Genomic DNA, 24,733 nt, shown 5'->3' with positions numbered 1-24,733 from the left:
ATCAAGTTGTTCCTCGGCGCCAGGTAACCTGCTGCGTCCCGGTCAATTCCCGATAGAGGCCAAGCAGTGACGCCCCGGTAAGCATGAAAAAATAATAAACCATGGAGATCGGGGTAATTTTCCGTAAAAACGGCAACAGATGGGCCAATGCCGCCACCGCCAGCGCCACCGTCATCCCGTAGAGCACCGCTTCCAGCAACGGCCCCTCCCCGTGCCCCGCCAGCCACGACTGCAGCAGCAGGAAAAACAGCACCGTCACCAGTACCCCGCTGAACCAGCGCAGTACTTTGTGGGAGATGAATTTGAACAGCAGCAACGGCTGGGAAGGCAGGGTGACGATTTCCCGCCGGAGCAGGCACTGGAAACCGCCGGCAATGATCCTGGCCTTGCGACGGAACTCGCCGTCCATTTCGAGATGGTTGTATTCCCAGCCGACCGCCTCACGTTCATGGATAACCAGATGACCGGCACTGGCAATACGCATCGAAATGGCAAAATCGTCGAGAATGGTGTCCGCCGGCGGAGCCCGGAAAAGGGTGCGGCGAATGGCGTACATCGCCCCGTCGGCCCCGACCACGGCACCGGTTTCCCCCTCTTTTGCCTGGATGAAATGCTCAATGCTGTAATAACTCTTCTCCGAGTCCCGGTAGCTCACCGTATCATTGAGCAGGCAGACGCGGCCCGAGACGCCCCCCACCCGGGGATCGCTGAAATTGCGCACCAGCTTTATCAGAGCGTCGGGCTCATACATCACATTGGCGTCGGAGAAGACGACAATCTCCGAATCGATCGACGACATCGCTTCGTTGAGCGCCGCGATCTTCCCTCGATTGACGGCGAAGGACAGCAGCTCGACGCGGTCCCGGTACCGCTCGACGATGGCATTCGTCCCATCGGTCGAGCCATCCGAGGCAACGATGATTCGCAGCCGCTCGGGCGGATAGTTGAGGGTCAGGGAGTTGAGCATCTTCGCCTCGATCTCGGCCTCTTCGTTGAAGGCGACAATCAACAGCGTCACTGCCGGCAGGAACCCTTCGTCCCGCCGAACCGAAACCGCGAACAGCCTGGCCAGACCGCCGATCAAGAGCGGATAGCCGAGATAGGTATAGAACAGCACCAGCAGGATGAGATACTCCAGCGCCTGCAGGAATTGCGGATACACATCGAGAATCAGTGCAACCCTGATCGCCACTGCCGCCAGCACCCCGACCAGGAGAAACGGCAGCATGTTGGCCGATACGTTCCGCCGTGTCGATTGTTCACGCACCGTATCCCAGACGGAAATGACCGTCCCCCGGAGCCGAAGGAGGATACCGCCGGCCGATGCCACATTCATCAGGGCGAAATAGTAGGCAAAGGAAAACAGCCGCCCGGGCTGGCCATTCTTGTCCTGGAACCATCCCACCAGCGCCAGGAAAGCCAAAATGCCGTACAAAAAGACACAGCCCATTGCCGGCAGGTCCGCCAGTCGCCTGGTATCGGCCGCGGCGAGTGCGGCGAATAGATGCAGGCAGAGAATGAATGGCGAGAACCAGCGAAGCAGCTTGTGCGAGATCAGCTGCCAGGCAAACCTGCCGGCCTTGAACGGATTCGCGGCAGCGGGGACGCGGAGAAAGCCGTTGAAGCTCCGGTTGGCAATCCGCACTTTCCGGGAAAATTCCTTTTCGAAAAGTCCCGCCGGCTTCTCGGTACACCAGGCTTCGGGATCGAATATCCCCCGGTACCCCTTCGCCACGATCTGGAGCGGATTGACGAAATCGTTGATGTCGGTCTCCTGCAACGGCTCGTAGAGCCGGGTACGGATGGCATAAATGGCACCGTCCCCTCCCACCACCGAGGAAAAGGCCGATTCCCACTCCTTCACCATCACTTCACCGTTCCAATAGGCGCCCTCACTGCTGCCGGCCGCCGTATCCCCGGTACTCTCGTACCGGGCGTTGCCGACCGCATAACCGACCCGTTCATCGGCAAAATGGCGCACCAATCGCCGAACGGCAAGCCGGTCATAGATTGCATTGGCATCGGAGAATACCACCAGTTCACTCGTCACTCCAGCCAACGCCACGTTGAGGCCGGCGGTCTTTCCCCGCCGCTCCGCCGGCCGGACCAGTACCACGCCACGGTCGGCAAAGCTCCGGACGATCTCGTCGGTCCGATCGGTGGACCCGTCGGATACGACGGTAATCGTCAGCTTTGCCGGCGGGTAATCGGTTGCCAGGGCATTTTCCAACTTTGCGCCGATCACCTGCTCCTCGTTGTGGGCCGAAATGATCAGGGTCACCGTTGGCTCGTAGCGCTCGTCGCGGCGATGGCCGCGCGGCAGCAGCTTCGCCAGCAGAAACAGCACTGCCGGGTAGCCGACGTAAATGTAGACGAGCAGCAGTGTCAGGAAGATGAAAAACCAGTCAGCCATAAGTGCAGTCCTTAGCGGCGCAGGATAACCGACCCGCCCCGGGCCAGGAAATAGACATTCAGCAACAGGTAGAGCTGCAGCGTCCGCAACAGGCAAAACGAACGACGGTTCTTCCAGGCGGCCAGCAGCAGCAACGGCGCCTGCCAGGCAAGCACCAGCGACGCGCCGGTCAGCAGCAGCAACTGATTCATAGTCAGCAGCCCGGCGACCAACAGCAGGGGCACCAGCAGCATGAGCAGACCGTACACCAGCGGCAGCAGGACGCTCGGGGCCTCCCGGAGGGAGACACCGTGGGCGATCACCCCGGTCAGATTACTGGTTCCCCGCCATAATTCCTTACGAAAAAAATGGCCAAGCGACGCTGCTTCGCCATGATGGACGGCGCCGATGCGGCTGTCGGCCACCAGCCGTCCCAGCCGGCCGAGCCGAAGCGACAGATCGTAATCCTCGCAGGTGACCAGTTCCTCGTTAAAACCGCCAACCGAAAGGAACTCCCGCCGACGGACAAACATGTTCATCGATTCGAGCCAGTCGACCTCGTTGAGCTCGCCCCCCTTCTGCCGGACCGCAAACCACGCCTCCTGCACCCAGGTCGCGTCTGCCGGAACAATCGGCGGGCTGCCGAAACAGACGACATCGCCCTGTTCGATGTAGCGTGCCGCCTCGCCCAGCCAATTGCCAGGGACGGTACAGTCGGCATCGAGAAAAGCGAGGATATCGCCCTGCGCCTCAAGTGCGCCGTAATTCCTCAGTCTGGCGATGGTGCCGTCCGGCAGCGAAAGGACCCTTGCCCCCCGCGCAGCGGCGAGCATAGCGGTCCGGTCGGAGGAACCGTTATCCACTACCAGCACTTCGAAGTCATCGGCTGCCCAGGCGCAAGCCATCACCGATTCGACGCAGCGGTCGATGGTGGCTTCCTCGTTCCTGGCCGGGATAATGACCGAAAAGTGCATAGGTTATCGATTCCTCATCACGCTGCCGATCCCGCCGCTCAGGGAATATTGCGGACGATCGGCGGACCGAGCAGCTTGGTCACCGCCACCGGTAGGCGCTGCCAGAGGCTGATGGCCAGGCGGTACTTCGGGTTGGCCGGATTCAATTCCGGCAAGGCGGCTCCCGGGTTGAGCAGATAGTCCCAATGCAACTGGTGCGGCTCGGCCCCCCATTGCTTCTTGAAACGGTACGTCCCCTCCCCGGGGGTCGAACGACCGAAATCGAAGTGCCGGGAACCATTGCCGATGGCAAATCTTATCGCCTCCCAGTAGAGGAGATTGTTCGGGCAAAGTTCGCGAACGTCGCGGATCGACGAGGCCCAGGGGACCTCCAGGGTATCCCGGTACCAAGTCAACAATCCGGCCGCCACGGTTCGCCCGTCAAGAATAACACTTATTATCCGGGTAGTTTCAGGAAAGACTTCCAGTACCTGTCTAAACAATTCCTTGCTATAGACCGGCGTCCCCAGATCGCGCATATTCCGGCAGAACACCTCATAGAACCCGTCCAGGAGCTCGCAATGGCCGACGACGGTAGTAAGGCCGCTTTTCTCGGCCTTGCGCACCTGGTTCCTGACCTTGGCATCCAGGGCTTTCCACTGGGACTCGGCATCATCCTGCAGCGCCAGGAGCATGGTCACCTTATGTTCTTTGCTCGGCAGCGCCTTCCCGGTGGGGTGAAGATGGCGCAGCTCCGCGTACTCCGCACCCACTTCATCGAGGAGCTGCCGGGACCGTTCCAGCAACCCGCGGGCTGCATCATCAGTGGCACAAAGCATGCCGCCATAGTTGAAAAACGGCAGCGAAACCAGGAAGCTGCCGAACAGGGCGCTCTTCATGTGGGTCAGCGGCAGCACGCCGCAGACCTGATCTCGTTCGTCCGTCGCCATCAGGTAGTAGGTCCGATGGCCAAACGCCCGTTCGATGACGGTGCGCCAGCCGTAGCGATGGTAGTTGGTCGCTTCGGGCCGGCTGGCGACAAAATCGTCCCAGGTGCGGGAATCATAACAAAGTTGAACGTTCATTGTTCTCTTTCCGCTACGGCCATCACGGGATGCAGCCGTCGAGCACGTCCCGCATGGGGCCGAACTGCAGCTGCCCCAGCAGGTCCTTCAGCTTCTGTTCCGTCCGGTGGAGATTGAGATAATGCCGGAATCGCGACTTGAAGCCGGCCTGAATCCGCGGCTGGTCGGGATCGATTTCCCACGGGTGGAAATAGAGTACCGCCGGTTGCCGCTCCAGCTCGTTGATCCGGGCAATCCCGTTGCCGATCACCCAGGAGGGGAACAGCCGCAGATAGCCGCCGCCGGCGATCGGCAGGCGAAACTCCTTGCCGATCAACCGCACGGGAAGCGTCGACAGCGGGAACTCCCGGATGTCTCCCGCCGCGCAGCTGAGCCGGCCGGGAAAGCGGCTGGCATCGGGAATCCCATAGGTATCGTGGATCACCGGGAAAATGCTCGAATCGTAGGTGAACCCTTCTTCAATCAGAATATCGAGCGCCCAGAGCGATTTCCTGGTGATCGAATAGCTCGGCGCCCGATAACCACAGACGCGCTCACCGCAAAGCTGTTCAAGAATGGCGCGGGCCGTGGCGATATCCTCCCGGAATTTATCGGGCCCGATCCGGTAGATCAACTGATGACCGTAACCGTGGCAGGCAATTTCGTGCCCACGGCGCTGAATCTCTTTCACGAGCCGGGGGGCCCGCTCCGCAATCCATCCCAGGACGAAGAACGTTGCCCGGACGCCGTATTCGTCGAGCAGGTCAAGGATTCGGCCGGTATTCCGTTCGACCCGGAGCGGGAATTGCCCCCACTCGTCCCGACGGACATGGCGTTCGAACGCCGTTACCTGGAAATAGTCTTCAACGTCGATCGTCAGTGCGTTGAGCATGACCATTCCCCCCCTGTTCAGCGGCCGCCAGACCGGCCCTTTCGAGCAGCAGCACCGCGTCGTCGGCAATGTAATACGGCAGGTAACAACGCTGCCAGCCGGCCGTTTTCACCACCACTTCGTCATGGCCGGTCGTCCCGCGGTTCGGGTCGAGCCACTCCGCCCGATAGCTCCCCGGCTCCAGGTAGACGGTGAACGACAGCCCGGCCGGTTGATAAACCAGGTATGCCGCCCCGGGACGGGCCAGGCAGTATCCCGTGGACGACAAGTCGCGGCGCGGTTGCAGCCCGGCAAGATCGAGCCGGTCGGCATAGGCCCGGACATAGCCGAGGTTGCGGCGGACGGCAACGAATTCCGGGGACGAAAATTCATATCCGGCCGGCAGATCGCCAACGATATCCTTGACCTTGTACGGATCCATGAAAATCGGGTTCAAACCGCGGAGAAAGCTTTTCCAGACCCATTTGTGGTCGCCGCCGATCCCCCAGAGGTGATCGGTATCGCTGACGATAACCTTGGTCCCATCCCCTTCCGGCGGGTCGGTCTTGTACGAGCCGTTTCTGCCGTCATTGGGGGAAATCCAGTCCGCCGGGCTGCGGCGCAAGGCGCGATTGTCGCCGCCGGGATAAACCACGGTCATCCCCACCGGATGCCGGAACGGCTTCCGCGCCTCGTACTCCTTGATAAAGCGGATGAAATGGTACTGCCACTTTTCGGATCCCGGGGGACTCTCGTTGGAAATCTCCCAAAGCACGTTATCCAGGTCGTTGAGGGTATCAATGACTTTCTTTACGTACGCTTCCTGCAACCGGACGACCGTGCTGTTAGCGAGGGTATGCGAGGCCAGCCCGAAACCGGTGTCGCTGCCGTCGCCATCGACACCATCAATGTTGTTGGCCCGGTTGAATGGATGACCGCGCCAGGGATTGCCCCCCCCGAGCGACTTGCCGTCAACGCTCCAGCCATTGAACAACATCACGGAAACGTAGATTCCCCGATCCCGGGCCTGAACCACCCGTTCGCGAAGGCGGCGAAAATACCCTTCATCGAAGGAATGCAGGTCGAACTTCGGTTTTCCGTCCAGGGCGAGGCCGGGGCCGGTACGCCGATACGACAGTGGCGTAAAGCTGATCGGGGCCGTCAGGTCCGCGGCGCCCCACCCCTGCTCCCACACCCAGAGCCGGAAAAAATTGTGGTTATTGCGGCGCAGGAAATCGAGATAGGCGCCGTAATCGAATGGCTCCGTCGTCGGATTGACCTGCACATCCTGGAAATTATCCCAGGTATGCGAGCCGGTCAGCAGCACGACCCGGCCGCGGGCATCGCAAAAATAGCGCGGATTTGTCGTGCATTGCCGCAGCGGTCCGGCGGTGGGAATCTCCGCCGCCAGGGCAGTCGCCGCTATGGAACAGAGGACAAGAGCCACCAGCCATAACCTCACAGGGTCCTCCAGCCGGTCACCCGGTCCATGGAGCGATTGAACGTCTCGAGCGAATAGTTCGCGGCAACGAAATCATTCATCCCGGCGACAAGCCGCCGATAATGCTCCGGGTTGCCGAGCCACCGGTAACATTCGGCAAAGGTCCGATAATCCCTCATGTAGAGGAGATGTTCGAATTCATCGACGCCCAGCCCGTGCGCGCCGACCGGCGTGGAAATGACCGGCCGGTGCGCCAGCCCCGCCTCAAGGATCTTGATCCTGGTGCCGCCGCCGGCCAAAAGCGGGACAATGACCGTGCCGCAACGTTCGTAAAGCGGCACCAGCTCGGGTGGATCTTCCACCAGCGTTACCCGTTCGTGCCGGGCACACAGGTCTCGCAGCGCCGGAGAGGGCTTCCTGCCGGCCACGAGCAGCGAAAGCGACGGTTTTTCGGCCGCCAGCCGGGAGAATATCTCCGTAATGAACCACTCGATCCCCTGGACGTTCGGCCGATATTCGAGATTGCCGACGAAAAGCAGGGTATCGAGGTTCCGCTGCCCGTCGCGAAGATACCCCTCGGGCAGGGAAACCGGCGGCGCGACGTTCGGCACCAGGAAGAGACGCTCCGGGTCCGACCGCCGCTCCAGGGCCTGGCGGTCGATCGCGGAGCAGACCAGCGTCCGGCCGAGCTTTGCGCATTTATGCTGATACGCCTGGTAGAATTTGAAATCGAGCCAGCTCTTGACGCCACCTTTCGCCGCCCCGGTTCCCTGCATCGTCTCGTAGAGCGATTCGCTGATCAGGTCGTCGATGTCGACGATCACCCGCTCCCGGACCTCCGCCGGCAGGAAGAAGAGCGGATAGACATGATGGGCATAGCGACACAGAATCACGTCGTAATCTTCGCGCGCGATGACTGCGGCCACCGCGGCCAGGCAGTCACGCGTGTAGCCACAGACCGCCCATGGCTTGGCGTACTTCAGTTTTTCATAGAGCTGCACAAGCCGACTGCCGCAGGAACCGGCGTACTTGTCGACATAGATGCTTTCGCCATAGGGGAAGTCCGCCGTGACGCCGTCGTCGGCCGGGTGGAAATACAGCATGTCCACCCGGCCGACACGGCTCAGATACCTGGCGAAGTTCATGGTCCTGATCCGGTCGCCGCTGTTTTCCGGCAGCGGGTATTTATGGGCGATTATCAGCGACTTCATCGGATCCCCCTGACCAACTCAGAACGACATCTTGCGCACGTAGAACCCTTCGGCGAATTTCGTCGGCGAATTGGCCTCCATCCCCCGGAGCCGCAGCACCGCCCGGAACGTATCCTCGGTGAACCAGTTCCGGTCGCCCTGGCTCGGATAATTCTCCAAAAGGTTCCGCACCTTCTGCCGGCAGATCTCTTCGGAAAGCCGGACGAAGAAGTTGGGACTGCCGAAATCGCCGTCGAACTTGGGAATCTCGTACTCCAGGATCAACTGGTTCCGGAAGGTGTTCCAGGTCAACTCCGAGACAATCCGGTGGTCCTGGTGCAGATCGTCGCGAAAGTGGGTAAAAATGAGATCGGGACTCGCCCCCCCCTTCAGCTGCTCGAAACAGTCCTTCAGCTCCTTCCAGACATGGGGGAAATAACCGTCGGGAAAGCTGTGGGCCTGGCTGTTTCGGGCATTGTCGTCGCCGAGGAAACAGTGCGACGACAGCCGGAACTCCACCGCCCGGACGGTACTGGCACTGAAGACGATCCACTGGACGGTGGCGCCCGGATTCTCTTCGAGCAGCCGGAGGATCGTCCCCCCGCAACCGATCTCGATATCGTCGCAGTGCGCGCCGAGGCAGAGGATTCTCAGGTGCTCGTTCCGTTTCGGCAAGCTAAATGGGATCATCAGGCCTATCCTTTCGCCATCATGGCTGCTGCTGGTGGGATGCCCAGACTTCCCACGGGGTTTCACCCTTGCTGTACAGGTCGTCAAGGTGCTGCTTGTCCTTGAAGGTATCCATGCTGATCCAGAAGCCGTCGTAACGGTAGGTGAGCAGTTCCTTCCGCTCGATCAGGCGCCGGAACGGCTCGTGGACCAGTTCGTCGCCATCCTGGATGTAGTCGAAAATCTCCTTTTTGAGAACGAAGAAGCCGCCGTTCACCCAGATATCCGAACGCTCCAGCCCGGTGATATCGTTGACGAGCCCGTCATCGGCGACATTGACGATATGGAAGCTCTGATTGGGCCGGACGCTCAGGAAGCACGCTGTCTTGTTGCTGCGGGTAAAGCAATCGATCATGTCCGGCAGATAAAAATCGGTCAGGCCGTCGCTGTAGTTGGCCAGGAAGACCTCGTCATCTTCAAGGTACTTCTGCACCGCCTTCAACCGCTGGCCGATGTTCGATGTCATGCCCGTATCGGCAAAGGTGATTTTCCAGTCGCTGATGTCATTGTTGTAGAGATAGATATCCTTGCCGCCGTTGGTAATCGTGAAGTCGTTGGAAAGGCACTCGGTATAGTTCAGGAAATAGTTCTTGATTGTATCGCTCCGGTAGCCGAGGCAGAGGATGAACTCCTTGTGGCCGTAATGGGCATAGTATTTCATGACGTTCCAGAGGATCGGCCGATGACCGACACAAACCATCGGCTTCGGAATCGATTCCGAATAATCCCGCAACCGCATCCCCATGCCACCGCAGAACAGAACAACTTTCATAGCCGCATCTCCGTTACGCCGCTGCTTATCTGCTCACGGCGCCGATTTTGTTGCCATCACACCTATTCGCCGTTACTTCTCACCAAGTTGGCAACTTTCGACTTAATTCGGCCGAGCAGGCTGGAAGCCTGTTTCAACCGGTAATCCCATTCGGGACAGATATCGATCTCCATTTTCTCCCCGTCCAGCGGAGCCCAGCGGTCCTTGTAATCATGTCCGCCGCCGATGTCCATCACGGCAAAACCGGCGTCCTTCGCCCAGTGGGCGACTCGATCGTAGATATACACACCGACCCCCGCCTTGTCGTGTTCGGGAAGCCGGTAATTGTATTGGCAAACCAGATCGTTTCTATGGACAAGCGAAGAGAACCCGGCAACAGGCTCCCCGTCGGCAAGCAGCATGATGGTGAAATACTGACCTTCTTCTTCCAGATACCTGGCAACGATCAGCCGATCGGACAGATCGTTGAATTGGGCATCCGGAGTTAGCTGCCATTTGCCCCCCCAGTGTTTGATTGTCCACTCGGCAGCGCCAACCGGATTGACTTCAAGGACATAATCCTTGCACCGATTTCGTATGTTACGAACCGTCTTGTAGAAAGAACCCGACTTTTTCCAATACTCTTCCACCGGGCCGGCGAGTTGCAGTTTGTGGGTCGGCGACCGATGAAACGATCTGACGATTTGCTGTTCCTCGGCATGTTCCAGCAAAGACTCACAACGCCAGAGAGCCACCTTGCTTTCGACCCCCAGCGCTTCGAGCACTTTGAAGAAATAGCCGTCGCGGACCGGGAAAGGACAGCCGGGAACTATCCAGTTCATGATCGGGTCCCAGCGCTGCCACTGCCATCGCAAACCGACCACCGCCAGCACCTCATCACGCGCCAGTACCAGCGCCGTCCGCTTGCGACACGGGCCGGAGTTTTCAATCAGCAGACGATACAAGGCATGCGGGCAGGCATCCATCTCCGGGAGGCTCTGCAAAGCCTCGTCGATCGACCTTTCCCATCGGTCGAACCAGACAACTTTGTAATCGTTACGGAGGACACTCATCGAGAAATCTCCCTTGTTACGGCGCCCACGGAGAATGACACCTTCACCGGATACGTCATCATTCTACCTCCACCAGCCGCGGGTAAAGATTTGCCGCCCCGCGCGCATCCCGGTCCGACTCAATGAAGAGGGTTTTGACACTGGACAGATCATACATATGCTGGGTATCGTAGCGATAAATGTATGTCCCGTAATGGTAACTGCCCGGCCCCAGGTTGAGCTGGAGTTCGAAAACAAATTTCTTCGCTTCTCCCGGGCGGATCGAAAACGGCTTGCCCGTCAGGCGCTGGGAAGAGGTATCGAAAATCCGGTAATGATTGTCGTCGACAAAGCCAAGGCTCAACGACAGGTTGTCGCACGACGCTCTTCCGGTCACTTCGACCTCCAGCTGCACCGTGCTCCCTTCCTTGTAAGACACCTGCCGGCCGCTGTCGTTCCTGATCGCCATCGAGGTAATGGCAACTTCCTTGTCCGGATCCTGCCCATTGCCAGCCGCACTCTTTTCGAAGTAGCAGTTGATGACTTCCTGCGACGGGCCGTCCATGAGGAGCGAGCCGTGGTCGAGGAGCAGCGCACGCTTGCACAGGGAGGACACTGCTTTGACATTATGGGAAACGAACAGGACGGTCGCCCCCCCCTCGAGGATCGAGCGCATCTTCTCCAGCCCCTTGTTCTGAAACAGATAGTCACCGACACTCAGCACCTCGTCGACCACCAGGATGTCCGGTTCCAGATGGGCCGCCACGGAAAAACCAAGACGGGCATGCATCCCAGAGGAATAACGCTTGACCGGAGTATCGATGAAGTCTTCGAGCCCGGAAAAGTCGATTATTTCATCGAGCTTGCGGCGGATTTCCGCCCGGGACATGCCGAGGATCGTCCCGTTAAGGAAGATATTCTCCCGGCCGGTCAGATCGGGGTGAAAGCCGGCGCCGACTTCGATCAGTGCCGACAGCCGGCCGTTCACCGTAATGGTCCCCTTCGTCGGCTGCATGATGCCGCTAAGATGCTTGAGCATGGTGCTCTTGCCGGCGCCGTTGTGACCGATAATCCCCACCGATTCGCCCTTTTTCACGTCGAAGGAGATGTTGTTCAACGCCCAGAATTCGTTTTTTTTCAACTCCCGCTCACCGGAACGGGCAAACGCTTTCTTGGTCAGCGCCGGGAGCAGATCGCGCAACGAATCGTAGATCTGCCCCTTTTTAAACCGTTTCGAGACGTTTTCGAATGTTATCGCCGAATCGGACATACTTTCACCATTGCTAGATATTTTCGGCGAACAGCGGTTCGATCTTCTGAAAGAGAAAAACCGCTATTGCCAGCAGGGCAACCGAAAACACGGCACTGTAGACAATCCAGCCGCCGTAGGGGATCGTCCCCAGCACCAGGCAGCCGTTGAGCCCTTCCAGTACCGGGGCCACCGGGTTGAGAAGCAGAACCCGCTCCCACTTGTCGAACATCTTGACGTCATAGAAAACCGGGGTAAAAAAGATCGCGAAGGTGACGATGACTTCCACGATGTACTTGACATCACGGAAAAAGAGATTCGCGGCCGAAAACAGGATACCGAGGGCGGCCGACAGGACGATCAGGATCAGGATCAGGACAAAGGCAAAGAGCGCCTTGACGGTCAGGCCATAGCCGTTGGCCATCAGCACGACCATCAGGAAGAGCGATGCGACGACGAAATCGACCAGTTGCGAGCAGATCGCGCTGAGCGGGAAGATGATCTTCGGGAAGCTGATCTTGGTGACCAAGTTGAAATTCGAGATCAGGCTGTTGGTCGAAAAGCGGATCGACGAGATAAAAAAAGCCCAGGGGATCGCCTTAACGGAGACCCCGGCCACCTCCTGGAAGGTGAACGGCGTGCCGGCCAGCTTCGCAAAGGCCATTTTGACCAGAATCCCCGAGGTAATGATCAGGATCGGCATGAACAGCGCCCACAGGAACCCCATGATCGACTGCTTGTACTTGATCTTGATCTCGCGCCAGGTGATCATGAAGAAGAGATCCCGATAATCGAAAAGTGTTTTCTTGTCACCAACCATCATCATTCCTCTGTCAGGCCAGGTAGCGGGCCAGAAGCCGGGCCGCGGCCTTCGGATGTCGGAACAGGTCGAGCAGCTCGCACGCAAGATGCTTTGCCAGGGTCAACGGGCTGAGCCGATAATCGATACTCTGCAGCCCGCGGCGGTGATACGTCCGGAACTCTTTCCCTGCCCCCTCCAGGTAACCGCGAGCCAGGGCAGCGAAATATCGCTTGCTGATGTTGCGGAGCCGCGTTTCGTATTCATCTTCCGGCAGATAGAGCCGGCCGTATTTCTTCAGACAGATGAACGCGTGAAGGAGATAGGGGTAAAAGTCGCTGATTTGTCCGGTTAGGGAATCCTCTTCCACCCGCAGGAAGGTAAGTACCTGATGAACAAAGCCGAAGTCGCTCTCCTGCAGCAGCTCGTAGCAGACTTCATAGTCTTCGAGGAGGCTCTCCTCATCGTAAAACGGCTGCCGCGCCCGGACGAGATCGCTCCGGAACAACAGGGAAGTCGGCGTGCCGAACAGGTAGCGTTCCGGATAGTACCGCAGATGCCATCGGCAGATCTCGGCCCCCGGCACCATGGTGCTGGGGTACGGCAGGCCGCTCCCCAACACCTGCGTCCCGTTGAGATAATAGGACCCGACGATCCCCACCCGGGGGTGCTCGACGGCCAGCGCGACCATCGCCTTGAGGCAGTCGGGGAAAATCCAGTCGTCCGCCTGGACGATCTTGCAATAGACGCTGGTGGGCGAAATCTGCCGCAGCGCCTGGTTGTAATTCTGCACCTGGCCGAGGAAACGGTCATTGTCGACCAACCGGATGCGGGGGTCGCGTTCGGCATACGCGGCGGCAATCTCCCGCGAGCCGTCGGTACTGCAGTTGTTCGCCAGGATATACTCCCAGTTGTCGTAATTCTGGGCCAGCACGCTGTCGATGCACTCCGCCAGGTAACGGGCGGTATTGTAAAACGGCGTGACTATGCTCACCAGCGGCTGGCTGTTCGCCTTCATTGACATCTCCTGCTCATGGCCCGGGCCGGGGTTAAAACCCGTGCCCCGGAATAGTTCAGCAATCCGTCGTACTGCGCGGCCAGCAGCGAGCGGTACTTCGCCGCCTGTGCCGAAATCCGCGTCCGCGCCGCCTGGCTCTCCCCGCGGAGGGCGGCATACGCCCGGCACAACGCAGCAAGTTCCAGGCGATGGATGTCCAGGCAATACTCTTGCTGGCCCAGTTCGTTCATATGCGTGTCGACCTTCGTATCGTACGAGATCGCCACCACCGGTCGATCCATCAGATGGGCGAGAATCACTCCGTGCAGCCGGCTGGCAACCACGTAATCGACCCGCCCCATCAACTGGAGCAGTTCGGCAACCGTCTCGGTCGGTTGTACCGCCAGCGTACCGGGTGAATCGGCGGCGAAACTTTGCAGCTCCCCTGCCAGTTCCCTGACCACGACCTTGTCGGTGCTGTCGGTGAAGTAGAGGATCACCGTCGTACCTTCCGCCAGCAGTGACGCCACGAACGACTTCAACGTGGCGATGTACGGTTCGTAGGTCCCGAGGTCGCTCTTCGGCCAGGAGTGCGACGATAGATAGGCGATCGGGCTGACGCCGACAACCGGTCTGCCGCCGGCGCCGACCGACGAAACGGAGCGCCGGGGAATTTCGAGGCTGAATGCCAGGTCCGGGCAGACCGGATCGCCGCCGGTAAAGGCCATCTTCTCCAGCCGCTGCTTCGAGCGGGCATCGCGGTAGGAACGATAGTCGGCCAGCCTCAGCGCCCATTTGACGAAGTGAAAGCTCAGCCGCGACTCGATCGCGCACGTTCCGACACTCAGAAACAGATAGGGCGTATTCGCCAGCCGGGCCAGCACGCCCCACTTCAATAATGAGAACGGGTGTCCCCAGGGCCCGCCCCAATAATCGTCCAGCTGGCCACCGCCGGAGACGATGAGCAGATCGAGCCCCTTCAGCGTCCGATACCCGTCCCGAAGAAAACGGGCTTCCGCCGACAGACAGGCTGCGACCTTGGCCACCTGGCGAGCGAACTGCGCAAGACGGTACAATGGTGCGATCTTTTTCACCGCTTCTTTCAGTCGTTGAACGGCCATCGGCTCGTCGGCCATCGGCTTGGGGGCGTCCGCCGGCGCCGGCGCTGTATTGACCCGGTAGTGGGGGACGGAGAGCGCCGTCAACGGTGCACAAGGGATCTGGTGCAACCGTTCCGTATTGACCGGATCGAGGGTAAACGCCTGCAAACGACAGCCGGGAAACCGCGCCCGCAGGTTAGCGATCACCGCTTCCTGAATCGCCCCGTCACCGAGATTCCCCCCGGTGTAAGGGGTCAGGAGCCCAATACTGAGTTGTCGAGAATCGCAGTGCTTCATGAGTCCCATCGTTAGCCGGCCGCCCCTTAAAAGCCGGGCGGGTCAGTTGTATTTCCTGAAGACCGGTTGCACCGAGCGGCCGACCAGGTATTTGTCGATCCCGTCCTCAAGTGCTTTGCGATAAACCACCAGCGCCTCGCCTATCCCCTGAATCGTCCGCTCCAGCTCTTTTTCGCCGTGGGAGAAGCTAACGACCAGCGACGGCATCAACAGCCCCTGTTTGATGGTTTCCTGAAGAAACAGGGTCCGGAACGGCTGCGATGGGTTGCCATCGGCGTCACGGGTGGCATAGACCAGATTGCACGGCTTGCCGAGCACCTGGAAATGGTTCTGCAACCGCAGCTCCTCGATCACCTTACCTATCCCCTGCCGCAGCTTCTCGCCGCTTGCCCAGAGCCGCTCGACAACCTTCTCCTCCCGGTACACCTTCATGGTGGCCAGCGACGCCGCCAGGGAATGACTTTCCGCCCCCTGGGTAGTGGAAAGGAGAAACACCCGCTCACGTTTGTGGGTCAAACCTCCCCGCTCCATGATTTCGCGCTTGCCGGCCAGGGCGGCGATGGAAAAACCGTTCCCCAGCGCTTTGCCGAAAGTAGAGAGGTCGGGATCGATCCCATAGTATTTCTGTGCCCCCTGCAGATGCCAGCGAAAGCCGGTAATCATCTCATCGAGGATCAGCAAGGTTCCCTGTTCGCTACACAACCGGCGAAGCTCGGCGAGAAAGCCTTCGGCCGGCTCGGCGGCAGTCGCCGCCTCCATGACGATGCAGGCGATCTGGTTCGGATATTGCCGAAAGAGTACCTTGACGCTGTCGATATCGTTAAAGCGGAAACTGACGGTCAGCTTGCTGATCGTTTTCGGAATGCCGGCATCCATCGCCGTCGTGCCGATGAACCAGTCATCGACCGAGAAAAACGGCTGATCGGCGCAGATGGCAACTAGATCGCGGCCGGTGTAGGCTCGCGCCAGCCGGACCGCCGCGGTCGTGACATCCGAGCCGTTCTTGGCGAATTTGACCATTTCGGCCCCGTCGATCAAATCCACCAGGGCCTCGGCGCACTCGACCTCCAGCGCCGACGGACGGGTATAGTTGTTCCCCAGCTGCATCTGCCGGGATGCCGCGGCAACGACCGGCGGATAGGCATGGCCAAGGGTGACGGCGCGCAGCCCCATGCCGTATTCGATGAACTCGTTGCCATCGATGTCCCATACATGGCACCCTTCCCCTCTGACGATAAAGCCGGGGGAGAGCACCGGATACTGATCGTCCCCTTTGGCGTACGTATGGCAGCCGCCGGGGATCAACGAATGGGCTTTTGCTCTGAGATTATCGGATTTGTCGAAGTTCATGGCTGGCGTCCTCTTTTCCCCCGCTGGCAGGAGAATTTACCCGGCAACAATCGCCGTTTATCGATTAATTGAGACGAATCGCCGTCTAGTTGTTGCCTTGAAGGCATTCTTACCTTGCAGATAATGCAAACGCAGCCCACCAATCTCCCAAAACCCGGCCCGGCCTGTTTTACGCCATTGAGATTTTTCGAATGAGCGTAAAACCGCTGCATTAGATGTTCTGACAAGGGTGATGACCGATTCCTTATTGCAGTGCGTAAACAGGTCGTACTCCATGTAATGAACTAACTGAGCGATAATCCCCTGCCCCCGGAATTCCGGTACGGTGAATCCCCGCCAAATGTAGGCCTCATTATCGGCGAGCACGAATTCGCGTTTGCAATGCGAGTCCCAGAAACTGTTTTTGACGATCGCCCAGCCGCAAGCCACTATGCGGTCATTGCAGCGGGCAATGTAGCATTGCTGTCCATCTTCAAGGTCTTTGATCGTCACCGAACGGGGAATCTTCCATTCATCAATCGACGTTATTTCATCGATGTAGTCGTGATCATTCAGTGACACCTTGAGAATCTGCACGTCCTCCGCTCCGGCTTGCGGCAAATCCTGCGGCCCGCGCCCCGATTCAAGGACATACAGGTGGGTCCGGGCCGGCTTGAGTCCCCCCTTCTCCAGCAACCGCCACAGAAATCCCGAAATGCCGTCATCCCGTAACACGCGAAGCCCGCGGCTGAAGATTGTCGACGTACTCTCTGCTGTCATGACACTCCTCCCAAAAACGGGGGCAGCATACCGGCGAGGCGCTAGCCGTCCAGGCGCTTCAACAGCGCATGCCGGCACAAAAGCTCGGCCGCTTCGCGCAACGCCCCGAACTCGACGCCGGAGCGTTCGGCAATGTCGAGCAGCGAATGCTCGCCGTCGGAGAGATTGAGCACCCACAGCATGGCCAGTTCGTTGTCGCCGATGGAATCGTAAAGCCCCCGTTTCCCCAGTTGCGGTTCGCAATACGGATTCAGATTGATAAACTTCCCGTCCCCGTCGAGCAATTGCAGGATATCCCGGAGCGTTGCCCAGGCCTCGCCCAGGGCGACCGGGGTGACGAAATCGAGATTGTCGGCAGATGTGTGATACTCCGGATAGCTGCCGAATGGCGTACGGGAGAGCCGGCCGACCGGAAGATTGAAACCGGGCGAGCAATACTGGCGTTCGTCGTAGCCGTAGGGGGTGAAGTCGACGATTTCATGCCGCAGCCCCGACCGGCCAAGGAGGTAGGCGACGGCCCGATCGACCGTCGCGTTTCCCTGCCGGCTCTTTTTGTAGGTCAGCCCGCCGCGGTCGCCGATCCCGCTCACGACCAGTCCATGGTGAATCCGACTCACGGCAGCGGCATGCTGCGCCAGCCAGGTGATCGCGCCAATCGTCCCCGGGATGAAGAGGAACCGGTAGGAATGGCGCCGGGGAGCGGCGGCCAGCTGCTCGGCAAGCAGGGTCAGCACGCTCACCCCAGACAGGTTGTCGTTACAGAGCGAGGGATGACAGATGTGGCAGGAGAGGAGGATCTCGTCCTCCGTTTCCCCCGGCAGATATACCTCGCCGTAGGTCAGGTAACCGTCTGCCAGCGTTGCATCGATGACTACTTCGTAGTCGCCGTCTTCCAGGGACTGCAACTGGCGATGGCTGAGACAGAACCCCCAGTTGCGCCGGTAGTAGGAGGTCTTGTAGGGAATCAAATCGGGTTGCCCCGGCAGGGTAAAGAGATGCTTCTTCAGCTCAGCCAGTGGCATGGTTGCCCGTACCGGCGTACTGTAATTGAGAACGTGAAGATTGCTCTGTCGAAAATCGATCACTTTTTCGCCGCGGGAATTTCTGACGTAGGCATCGCGGATGTTCCACTCCTGAGGAACGGTCCAGTCGAAAACCGGCGTACCCGACGGCACTTCCCGGACCGCCAGCGGGATTCGCCGGGCCAGGATATCCAGGGATTGGCGAACGCCGTCACCGGTGATGCTCCGGCAGAGCGGATACAGCTCCGCGACCAGCCGGTAGGCCTGCTCGCCGATCGTTTCCTCGGGAAACGTATGGTGTCGGGCACGTTCGCTCATAGGGAAAAGTCGGGATAGGTAGCATCACGCTCGGAAATGATCGTGACGACCTCGGGCCAGTGGATGCCGAACGCCGGATCATCCCAGCGCACTCCCCGCCCGTTTTCGGGGACGTAAAATTCCGACATCTGGTAAAAGACTTCCGTATGGTCCTCCAGGGTCTGGAAGCCATGGGCAAAGCCAACCGGCACGTAGAGCATCCGCCGATTCATCTCGGTCAGCAGAACACCGAAGTGCTGTTTGAAGGTGGCAGAATCGGGGCGCAGATCGATGATCACATCGAAGATGGCCCCACGGGTACAGCGGACCACTTTGTCCTCACCCCGGGGATGCTGGTAATGCATGCCGCGCAACGTCCCCTTGCTGGCGTTGTAGGAGATATTGCACTGGGCGATCTCGGGATTGAGGCCGCGGGAGGCAAATTCCTCCCGGCAAAACGACCGGGCAAAAAACCCTCGCTGGTCTTCAAGCCGTTCGGGTTCGATAAGAAAGGCGTTCGCCAGCTCGAGGGGGGTAAAAATCATCGACAAACCCTCACCTCGGGAATGGGTACGACAAACTGCCCCCCCCACTCCCGGATAAATGCCATCTGTTCCATGATCTCATCCTTAAAGTTCCAGGGCAGGATCAGGACATAATCGGGCTTCGTTTCCGCAATCCGTTCCGGGCTGAAGATCGGGATATGGGTCCCCGGCAGGAATTTCCCCTGTTTGTATGGATTGCGATCCACGGTGAAGTCCAGAAAGTCGGTCCGGATGCCGCAGTAGTTCAGCAAGGTATTCCCCTTGCCGGGGGCACCGTAGCCAGCGATGCTCTTCCCTTGGCGGCGGGCAGCAATCAGGAAATCCAGCAACTTGCGCTTGGTTTCCTTAACCTGCTCCGTAAACGCGGCATACGTGTCAATCCGGTCGATCCCGGCGGCAATCTCGCGTGCCACCAGGGACTGCACCGCCGGCGCGACCGGCCGCGAGTCATCTTCATTGTGACGGGCGTAGATCCGTAACGAACCGCCATGGGTGGGAAGCTCCTCGACGTCGAACAGGGTCAGGCCGTGGGCAGCGAATATTTTCTCCGCGGAGATGAACGAAAAATAGGAGAAATGTTCGTGGTAAATGGTATCGAACTGGTTCTCTTCCATCAGCCGGACCAGGTGCGGGAATTCCATGGTGATGACCCCGCGCGGCTTGAGCAACAGTTTCATCCCCTTGACGAAATCGTTGACGTCCGGCACCTGTGCCAGCACGTTGTTCCCGAGGAGGAGATCGGCGGCCTTCCCTTCCGCCGCCAGCCGTCGGGCGGTCTCTTCCCCGAAGAATTCAACGAGGGTCGGCACTCCTTTGCCGATTGCCACCTCGGCCACGTTGCGCGCCGGCTCGACGCCGAGCACCGGAATCCCCCGGGCCACGAAATACTGCAGGAGATAGCCGTCGTTGCTCGCCACCTCGACGACGTGGGAATGCCGATCGAGACCAAACCGCGCGGAGGTCATCGCGACGTAGTTCTCGGCATGACGGAGCCAATCGTTCGAATAGGACGAGAAGTATGCATACTCGCTAAAAATGTTTTCCGGGCTGACATACTCCTCCAGCTGGACAAGAAAACAGGCGCCGCAGACATAAACATGGAGCGGATAGAACGGCTCCATCATGTTCAGCTGTTCGGCGCTGACATAGCTTTCGCATAGTGGCGACATGCCGAGGTCGACAAAAGTATGGTGCAGTGGTTCGCCACAGAATCTGCAGGTACAGGTGGATTGCATCCCGGGTCTCCTCTCCGGCGGTTGGTTCAAAGCGCGCTGCCCCATTGCAGGTTTTCCGTCAGGCACCCCTTCTCCCGCAGATGGTTCAGCTGCACGAGGCGCATGAAGCGCGAACTGCGAAAGTTCGGATCGTTGAACTCTAGTGCCGCCAGTCCGTCCCGCAGCCCGATGATCGAGTCGGTAAGATCGTGGATCGGCTGGTGATCGGGGGCAAGCTGGCGAAACAGCCCGAAATCGACCCGGTACGAACGCCGGTCGGGCTGGGCATTCTCGTTGATCTGCACCTCGACGCCCGGGATAACCCGCGCCACGGCTTCGGCAAGCTCGCGCACCTGGTAATTCCCGGCATCGCAGCCGGCATTGACGGCGAGAAAATCACCGCCCCGGGCCGGTGTGCGGCCGACCGCCCATTCGATGGCTCTCGCCATGTCCCGGACATTGATCAACGGCCGCCAGGGGGTGCCATCGCTGAGGATCGAGATTTTCCGGGAGGCCACCGCCCCCGCCACGAAATCGTTCAGGACGAGATCGAGCCGCAGCCGGTCACTGATGCCGCAGGCGGTCGCAAAGCGGAGGCAGGTTACCGTAAAGCCATTGCCGGCCAGCGGTTGCAGATCGCGCTCGGTGTAGACCTTCGACCGCGCGTAGGCGGTCAGAGGGTTCAACTGCGACTCCTCGGTCCGGGCATGATCGTCCGCGGCGCCATAAATACTGCAACTGGAGGCGAAGACGAAGGACCTGACCCCTGCCTGTCGGGCTTTGCGCGCCAGTTCGACACTGGCGCGATGGTTGATCTCCAACGTCGTCTCTTCGTACAGATTCCCCATCGGGTCGTTGGAAATCGCCGCCAGATGGACAATTGCATCGACCCCGGCCAGAATGGAGTCGGGAAAACGGCGCACGTCGGCAAAATACTGCTGGTTGAGCGCCAGTTCGGGAAGCGTGTCGTGTGGCATCGTCGAACCGGCGAAGAAGCCGGCATCGTATCCGACCAGCTCCGCGTCCGGGTACGCGGCGCGCAACTGTCGGACCACCCCCGGTCCGACATAGCCCATGTTGCCCGTAATAAGAATTTTCATGGTTTAAGATCTCCAAGCTGGTAGTTGATTCGTCGCTCAGCCATCTCCTCAGAAGGTCTTGCGGATTTCGAGGACCACCCGGTTGACCTGCGGGCCGATGTTCGGGGTATTGATGCTCAAATCGCGAAAATCGGTTTCATGGTAGTAGTTCAGCGAGACCAGGAAATTCTCTCCCAGGTCATAGCTGCAGCCAAGGCTGGCAAGGGCACGATAGGGGAAATCGTAGAGGGTTTGCCCGCTTACCTTTTCGCCGGACAGATCGATGAACCCCTTGAATCGATCACTGAACTCATAATCGCCGCCGAGGCCGATCAGGGTGCTCTTCTCCAGCGTCCCGCTCAGCCGGGTATCCTTGTATTCCGAGTAGTTCACCCGCAGGTTGCCGCTGCCGCGCTGGAATTTGTTGGTCAGTTTGCCGAAGTAGGAACGATTCTCGATCGAATTGCTGAGCGGATCGTCGGTAAAAGTGACCGAGGTGCCGACCTCGGCGGTAACGGTATCGAAGGTGTGGGTGATCGCCACGTTCCAGAAGGGACTGACAAAGGTTTTGCCGTCACTGTATTTGTAGTAGGTCACCCCCCCCTGGGCGGAAACGAACGATTTTTCGGCGTACTGGTAACGAACGCCGGCATAGCCGTTGTGCCGGTCAAAATCGAACAACGAGGTCTGCTCGTTAGTGTACGTGTACCCGCCGTTGACCGACCAGAACCGGTTCAGTTCCCGGTCGATGGTCCCCGTGAACGAATGGTCGGTCTTGTTGACGCCGTTCGGGTCCCGATACCAAGTATTACCGTAGGTATACCCGGTCTTGATCGTGGTCTGGTGGTCGGGGCGCCAGAGCAAGTAAGGAAAAACCGTTAACAGATTCTGATCCGACTGATTGAGGAACAAGCTCTCGTTGGTCGTATCGCGGCCGACGTCGAGGGAGACACGCCGGTAGCTGTCCTTGACGTCGATGTACATGAAATTGTCGATCACCGTGAGAAGCCCTTTTGCGTCAGCGGAATGGGTGATCTCGTCACTCTGGGTTCCTCGGGCATAATGCCGGTAATCGAAGGTGTAACTGATGTCGCCGGTCAGCACCGGCGCCTGGTAGGCGAGCGAGAAGCCGGGGAGGACCCTGGTGATGTACTCCGAAACCTTGTCGTGTTCGGTAAGGAAGACGTTATCGGTGAACTCCTCGCTTACCGCCAGCGACGGATGGAACTGCACCTCGGCGGCTCCGCATTCGACGACCGACAAGACCAGCATTGCCAAGCAGGAACACCCAATGAATTTCATAGTCACCCTTGTCGTTCAGATGGATTTTGACCCCGTAACACCGCACCCGGCAGTGCGCTTTCATTCGTTGCCAAGAGACGACTTGCCGAACAGCCGGGTCACGAGCCCCTGCTTCGCCGGTTTGTCGCTCTCGGGAGATTCAAGCTCGTCGAACTGATAACGGCTAACCCTTTCCAGCCGCTTGCTGATTTCGGCAACCAGAGAATCGGTTTCCCGGACATGGAACAAGAAGGCATTCTCCAGCGAGGCGAGCTTTTCCATCATTTCGCCGATCACTTCCCGATCCGGCGTCGCCATTCGGTTCTCCAGCAGGTCCATCCGGTTGCGAATCTCTTCCAGCAACGATGTCAGCCGGTCGGCAATCTCGCTTCCGGCCCCCGGCTCAGCAGCCTTCGCCGCCTCGCCGGCATCGTCGGCAGTCTCTTGCTCGCCCCAATACTGCTTTTCGAAATCGAGATCGCCGGCAATGTCCCGGACCATGGCACCATCGAGCGTTGTCGTCTCTTCAGCAAAGGCGGAGAGCATCAGGAAGTCGCAGATTATGTTGATCAGCCGCGGAATGCCGCGACTGAACATGTAAATGAGATCGAAGGCTTCGGCACTGAACGTCACCGCATTCCGGCCGCCGGCGACCTCCAGCCGGTGAAGAATGTATTCTTCGGTCTCCTGGCGCGACATCGGTTGCAGGTGACAGTTGATGCTGACCCGTTGCCGCAGCTGGAGCATATCGGGGGTAGCGATCATATCCCGCAGTTCCGGCTGGCCCACCAGGATGATCTGCAACAGTTTGCCGTTGTCGGTTTCCAGGTTGGAAAGCATCCTGATTTCTTCCAGCAGCGCCGGCGCGAGATTCTGGGCTTCGTCAATGATCAATACCGCCCGTTTTCCCTGCGCATACTGATCGATGAGGAAATCGTTGAGATCCTTCAGCAGCTCGACTTTCCCCTTGCCCGCCGAGCTGAGGCCGAATTCTTCGTTGATCATCGCCAGCAGCTGCAACGAATCGATACTGGTATTGAATATCCGCGCCAGGACCGCATCCTCGTCGCACCGCTTCACCATGTTCCTGATGATGGTGGTCTTGCCCGCCCCCACCTCCCCCGTCAACAGGATAAAACCGGCCCGCTCCCGGATGCCGTAGTCGAGATAGGTTATGGCCCGCTTGTGTACCTTGCTCAGATAGAGGAAGGATGTATCGGGCACCAGTTCGAACGGTTTTGCTTTCAGGTTGAAGAATGACTCGTACATGTCTCACCGTAATGCGGGAGCGGCCAATCGCCGCCCGCCTGATATCGATCCGCGCCGCCGGCGGCGGTTATTTCGCCTTGGGCTGTTTCAGCCTGCCGAACAGGCGAGGCTTCCCGGCAGCCAGGTCGCTGCCGACGGCGGCAGCCTCCTGACCTTCCCCTGCATCGGCGTGATAGCCGTAGCCGTGATAATAGTAGTGGTAGCGGCCACTCAGGCTATCGACGGTGGCAACATTGTAAACCGCCCCCAACATCTTTCCTTTCGGCAGGACATCCACCGTTTCCCGGACATCATCCACCGTCGTCGCCCCCTCCCGGATCACCAGCACAATCCCGTCCACGAGCGCCCCGAGCATCCGCGACTCGGCAAAAGGAAGGACCGGCGGCGTATCGATGATTACGTAGCGGTCGGGGTAACGGCTTTTGATCTCGTTGATGAAATCCTTCATCATCTGCGAGGAGAAAAGCTCCACAGGATTGCGGCGGGGTGTGCCGGCCGGCAGCACGGTCAGCTTGCCGATCCCCGTCTTGATCAGCACGTCGGGCAGCAGTGCCTCGCCGCTCAGGCAATCGGAGAACCCTTTGCCGCTTTTCAAGCCGAGGTACTTATTGATTGACGGCTTGCGGAGATCGGCATCGACCAGCAGGACGGTGTGGTCAAACTCCTGGGCGAGACTGATGGCAAGATTGAGCGAGGTGACGCTCTTCCCCTCCCCGCCAATCGAACTGGTAACCATGATGACGTTCCGTTTCACCCCTTGCCGAGCGGAAGAGACGATCGCCGATTTGAGCTTCCGGTATTCTTCGCTGACAGGCGAATGCGGCGCATTCAAGGTAACGATCAGCGGATTATCCGAATGCACGCCGGAAGTGGCCTTGTCGGGCATTGCGTAAGTATGGACCGGGACCGGCGGGCTATCGTCAGCCGGCAGGGTCTTGCCGCCACCATCGTTCCCCAGCCCCTTCCGCAGGAGTGCTGCTTTTTCCAATGCCTGGTCGATTCTGCTCATTCATATCCCCGTTACTGAGTGAT

At 59.2% G+C, this 24,733-nt stretch carries 22 protein-coding genes; all 22 read right to left on the bottom strand.

Annotation, left to right across the window (positions count from 1 at the left end):
* Position 1 precedes the first annotated feature (1 nt).
* Positions 2–2,413: a glycosyltransferase family 2 protein gene (locus QMN23_RS09985; RefSeq protein WP_281999166.1), complete on the bottom strand. Its 2,412-nt coding sequence runs from the start codon at positions 2,411–2,413 to the stop codon at positions 2–4.
* An 11-nt stretch (positions 2,414–2,424) separates the two neighbouring features.
* On the bottom strand, positions 2,425–3,366 hold the full coding sequence (locus QMN23_RS09980; protein ID WP_281999165.1) for a glycosyltransferase: 942 nt from the start codon (positions 3,364–3,366) through the stop codon (positions 2,425–2,427).
* A gap of 38 nt (positions 3,367–3,404) precedes the next feature.
* Entirely contained in the window at positions 3,405–4,430 is a 1,026-nt protein-coding gene (locus QMN23_RS09975; RefSeq protein ID WP_281999164.1) for a FemAB family XrtA/PEP-CTERM system-associated protein, read from the bottom strand.
* 22 nt (positions 4,431–4,452) lie between these two features.
* Complete coding sequence (locus tag QMN23_RS09970; protein ID WP_281999163.1) at positions 4,453–5,301, bottom strand: XrtA system polysaccharide deacetylase; 849 nt, start codon at positions 5,299–5,301, stop codon at positions 4,453–4,455.
* Complete coding sequence (locus tag QMN23_RS09965; RefSeq protein ID WP_281999162.1) at positions 5,273–6,742, bottom strand: DUF6298 domain-containing protein; 1,470 nt, start codon at positions 6,740–6,742, stop codon at positions 5,273–5,275. Before QMN23_RS09965 ends, QMN23_RS09970 begins: the two co-directional genes overlap by 29 nt.
* Positions 6,739–7,932: a glycosyltransferase family 4 protein gene (locus QMN23_RS09960; RefSeq protein WP_281999161.1), complete on the bottom strand. Its 1,194-nt coding sequence runs from the start codon at positions 7,930–7,932 to the stop codon at positions 6,739–6,741. The genes QMN23_RS09965 and QMN23_RS09960 overlap by 4 nt, the downstream gene beginning before the upstream one ends.
* An 18-nt stretch (positions 7,933–7,950) precedes the next feature.
* A complete protein-coding gene (locus tag QMN23_RS09955; protein ID WP_281999160.1) occupies positions 7,951–8,601 on the bottom strand; it encodes a PIG-L deacetylase family protein in 651 nt (216 codons plus the stop codon).
* A gap of 19 nt (positions 8,602–8,620) precedes the next feature.
* The gene (locus QMN23_RS09950; RefSeq protein WP_281999159.1) at positions 8,621–9,412 is read right to left on the bottom strand and encodes a sugar phosphate nucleotidyltransferase; all 792 of its coding nucleotides are present in this window, start codon (positions 9,410–9,412) and stop codon (positions 8,621–8,623) included.
* 62 nt (positions 9,413–9,474) lie between these two features.
* Positions 9,475–10,464 carry a GNAT family N-acetyltransferase gene (locus QMN23_RS09945; protein ID WP_281999158.1) on the bottom strand — a complete coding sequence of 330 codons (990 nt, stop codon included), beginning with the start codon at positions 10,462–10,464 and terminating at the stop codon, positions 9,475–9,477.
* Positions 10,465–10,522: 58 nt separating this feature from the next.
* Positions 10,523–11,713: an ABC transporter ATP-binding protein gene (locus QMN23_RS09940; protein ID WP_281999157.1), complete on the bottom strand. Its 1,191-nt coding sequence runs from the start codon at positions 11,711–11,713 to the stop codon at positions 10,523–10,525.
* 13 nt (positions 11,714–11,726) lie between these two features.
* On the bottom strand, positions 11,727–12,512 hold the full coding sequence (locus tag QMN23_RS09935) for an ABC transporter permease (RefSeq protein WP_281999156.1): 786 nt from the start codon (positions 12,510–12,512) through the stop codon (positions 11,727–11,729).
* Positions 12,513–12,525: 13 nt separating this feature from the next.
* Entirely contained in the window at positions 12,526–13,509 is a 984-nt protein-coding gene (locus QMN23_RS09930) for a glycosyltransferase family 2 protein (protein ID WP_281999154.1), read from the bottom strand.
* Entirely contained in the window at positions 13,506–14,885 is a 1,380-nt protein-coding gene (locus QMN23_RS09925; protein WP_281999153.1) for a polysaccharide pyruvyl transferase family protein, read from the bottom strand. Before QMN23_RS09925 ends, QMN23_RS09930 begins: the two co-directional genes overlap by 4 nt.
* 42 nt (positions 14,886–14,927) lie before the next feature.
* Complete coding sequence (locus QMN23_RS09920; protein ID WP_281999152.1) at positions 14,928–16,235, bottom strand: glutamate-1-semialdehyde 2,1-aminomutase; 1,308 nt, start codon at positions 16,233–16,235, stop codon at positions 14,928–14,930.
* Positions 16,236–16,292: 57 nt separating this feature from the next.
* Positions 16,293–16,994: a GNAT family N-acetyltransferase gene (locus tag QMN23_RS09915; protein ID WP_281999151.1), complete on the bottom strand. Its 702-nt coding sequence runs from the start codon at positions 16,992–16,994 to the stop codon at positions 16,293–16,295.
* Between the two features lie 41 nt (positions 16,995–17,035).
* Positions 17,036–18,334 (bottom strand): DUF4910 domain-containing protein, encoded by a 1,299-nt coding sequence (locus QMN23_RS09910; RefSeq protein WP_281999150.1) that lies wholly within the window; start codon positions 18,332–18,334, stop codon positions 17,036–17,038.
* Positions 18,331–18,858, bottom strand: a complete 528-nt coding sequence (gene rfbC / locus QMN23_RS09905; protein WP_282003852.1) for a dTDP-4-dehydrorhamnose 3,5-epimerase — start codon at positions 18,856–18,858, stop codon at positions 18,331–18,333. The genes QMN23_RS09910 and rfbC overlap by 4 nt, the downstream gene beginning before the upstream one ends.
* The gene (locus QMN23_RS09900; protein ID WP_281999149.1) at positions 18,855–20,093 is read right to left on the bottom strand and encodes a class I SAM-dependent methyltransferase; all 1,239 of its coding nucleotides are present in this window, start codon (positions 20,091–20,093) and stop codon (positions 18,855–18,857) included. The genes rfbC and QMN23_RS09900 overlap by 4 nt, the downstream gene beginning before the upstream one ends.
* 26 nt (positions 20,094–20,119) lie before the next feature.
* A complete protein-coding gene (locus tag QMN23_RS09895) occupies positions 20,120–21,172 on the bottom strand; it encodes an NAD-dependent epimerase/dehydratase family protein (RefSeq protein WP_281999147.1) in 1,053 nt (350 codons plus the stop codon).
* A 48-nt stretch (positions 21,173–21,220) separates the two neighbouring features.
* Positions 21,221–22,453 (bottom strand): TIGR03016 family PEP-CTERM system-associated outer membrane protein, encoded by a 1,233-nt coding sequence (locus tag QMN23_RS09890; protein ID WP_281999146.1) that lies wholly within the window; start codon positions 22,451–22,453, stop codon positions 21,221–21,223.
* Between the two features lie 60 nt (positions 22,454–22,513).
* A complete protein-coding gene (locus QMN23_RS09885) occupies positions 22,514–23,701 on the bottom strand; it encodes an XrtA/PEP-CTERM system-associated ATPase (protein ID WP_281999144.1) in 1,188 nt (395 codons plus the stop codon).
* Between the two features lie 67 nt (positions 23,702–23,768).
* Positions 23,769–24,710 (bottom strand): XrtA-associated tyrosine autokinase, encoded by a 942-nt coding sequence (locus QMN23_RS09880; RefSeq protein ID WP_281999143.1) that lies wholly within the window; start codon positions 24,708–24,710, stop codon positions 23,769–23,771.
* Positions 24,711–24,733 lie beyond the last annotated feature (23 nt).

The organism is Geotalea uraniireducens, assembly GCF_027943965.1.
In the GTDB taxonomy this organism is placed as follows: domain Bacteria; phylum Desulfobacterota; class Desulfuromonadia; order Geobacterales; family Geobacteraceae; genus Geobacter; species Geobacter uraniireducens.
The sequence above is the reverse complement of the archived record's forward strand: the minus strand, read 5'-3'. Positions and strand labels throughout refer to the sequence as shown.

Excerpts from the sequence above, each read along its gene's own strand:
- QMN23_RS09985 (WP_281999166.1), bottom strand. The coding sequence starts at position 2,413 with ATGGCTGACTGGTTTTTCATCTTCCTGACACTGCTGCTCGTCTACATT.
- QMN23_RS09980 (WP_281999165.1), bottom strand. The coding sequence starts at position 3,366 with ATGCACTTTTCGGTCATTATCCCGGCCAGGAACGAGGAAGCCACCATC.
- QMN23_RS09975 (WP_281999164.1), bottom strand. The coding sequence starts at position 4,430 with ATGAACGTTCAACTTTGTTATGATTCCCGCACCTGGGACGATTTTGTC.
- QMN23_RS09970 (WP_281999163.1), bottom strand. The coding sequence starts at position 5,301 with ATGCTCAACGCACTGACGATCGACGTTGAAGACTATTTCCAGGTAACG.
- QMN23_RS09960 (WP_281999161.1), bottom strand. The coding sequence starts at position 7,932 with ATGAAGTCGCTGATAATCGCCCATAAATACCCGCTGCCGGAAAACAGC.
- QMN23_RS09955 (WP_281999160.1), bottom strand. The coding sequence starts at position 8,601 with ATGATCCCATTTAGCTTGCCGAAACGGAACGAGCACCTGAGAATCCTC.
- QMN23_RS09950 (WP_281999159.1), bottom strand. The coding sequence starts at position 9,412 with ATGAAAGTTGTTCTGTTCTGCGGTGGCATGGGGATGCGGTTGCGGGAT.
- QMN23_RS09945 (WP_281999158.1), bottom strand. The coding sequence starts at position 10,464 with ATGAGTGTCCTCCGTAACGATTACAAAGTTGTCTGGTTCGACCGATGG.
- QMN23_RS09940 (WP_281999157.1), bottom strand. The coding sequence starts at position 11,713 with ATGTCCGATTCGGCGATAACATTCGAAAACGTCTCGAAACGGTTTAAA.
- QMN23_RS09935 (WP_281999156.1), bottom strand. The coding sequence starts at position 12,512 with ATGGTTGGTGACAAGAAAACACTTTTCGATTATCGGGATCTCTTCTTC.
- QMN23_RS09930 (WP_281999154.1), bottom strand. The coding sequence starts at position 13,509 with ATGAAGGCGAACAGCCAGCCGCTGGTGAGCATAGTCACGCCGTTTTAC.
- QMN23_RS09925 (WP_281999153.1), bottom strand. The coding sequence starts at position 14,885 with ATGAAGCACTGCGATTCTCGACAACTCAGTATTGGGCTCCTGACCCCT.
- QMN23_RS09920 (WP_281999152.1), bottom strand. The coding sequence starts at position 16,235 with ATGAACTTCGACAAATCCGATAATCTCAGAGCAAAAGCCCATTCGTTG.
- QMN23_RS09915 (WP_281999151.1), bottom strand. The coding sequence starts at position 16,994 with ATGACAGCAGAGAGTACGTCGACAATCTTCAGCCGCGGGCTTCGCGTG.
- QMN23_RS09910 (WP_281999150.1), bottom strand. The coding sequence starts at position 18,334 with ATGAGCGAACGTGCCCGACACCATACGTTTCCCGAGGAAACGATCGGC.
- rfbC (WP_282003852.1), bottom strand. The coding sequence starts at position 18,858 with ATGATTTTTACCCCCCTCGAGCTGGCGAACGCCTTTCTTATCGAACCC.
- QMN23_RS09900 (WP_281999149.1), bottom strand. The coding sequence starts at position 20,093 with ATGCAATCCACCTGTACCTGCAGATTCTGTGGCGAACCACTGCACCAT.
- QMN23_RS09895 (WP_281999147.1), bottom strand. The coding sequence starts at position 21,172 with ATGAAAATTCTTATTACGGGCAACATGGGCTATGTCGGACCGGGGGTG.
- QMN23_RS09890 (WP_281999146.1), bottom strand. The coding sequence starts at position 22,453 with ATGAAATTCATTGGGTGTTCCTGCTTGGCAATGCTGGTCTTGTCGGTC.
- QMN23_RS09885 (WP_281999144.1), bottom strand. The coding sequence starts at position 23,701 with ATGTACGAGTCATTCTTCAACCTGAAAGCAAAACCGTTCGAACTGGTG.
- QMN23_RS09880 (WP_281999143.1), bottom strand. The coding sequence starts at position 24,710 with ATGAGCAGAATCGACCAGGCATTGGAAAAAGCAGCACTCCTGCGGAAG.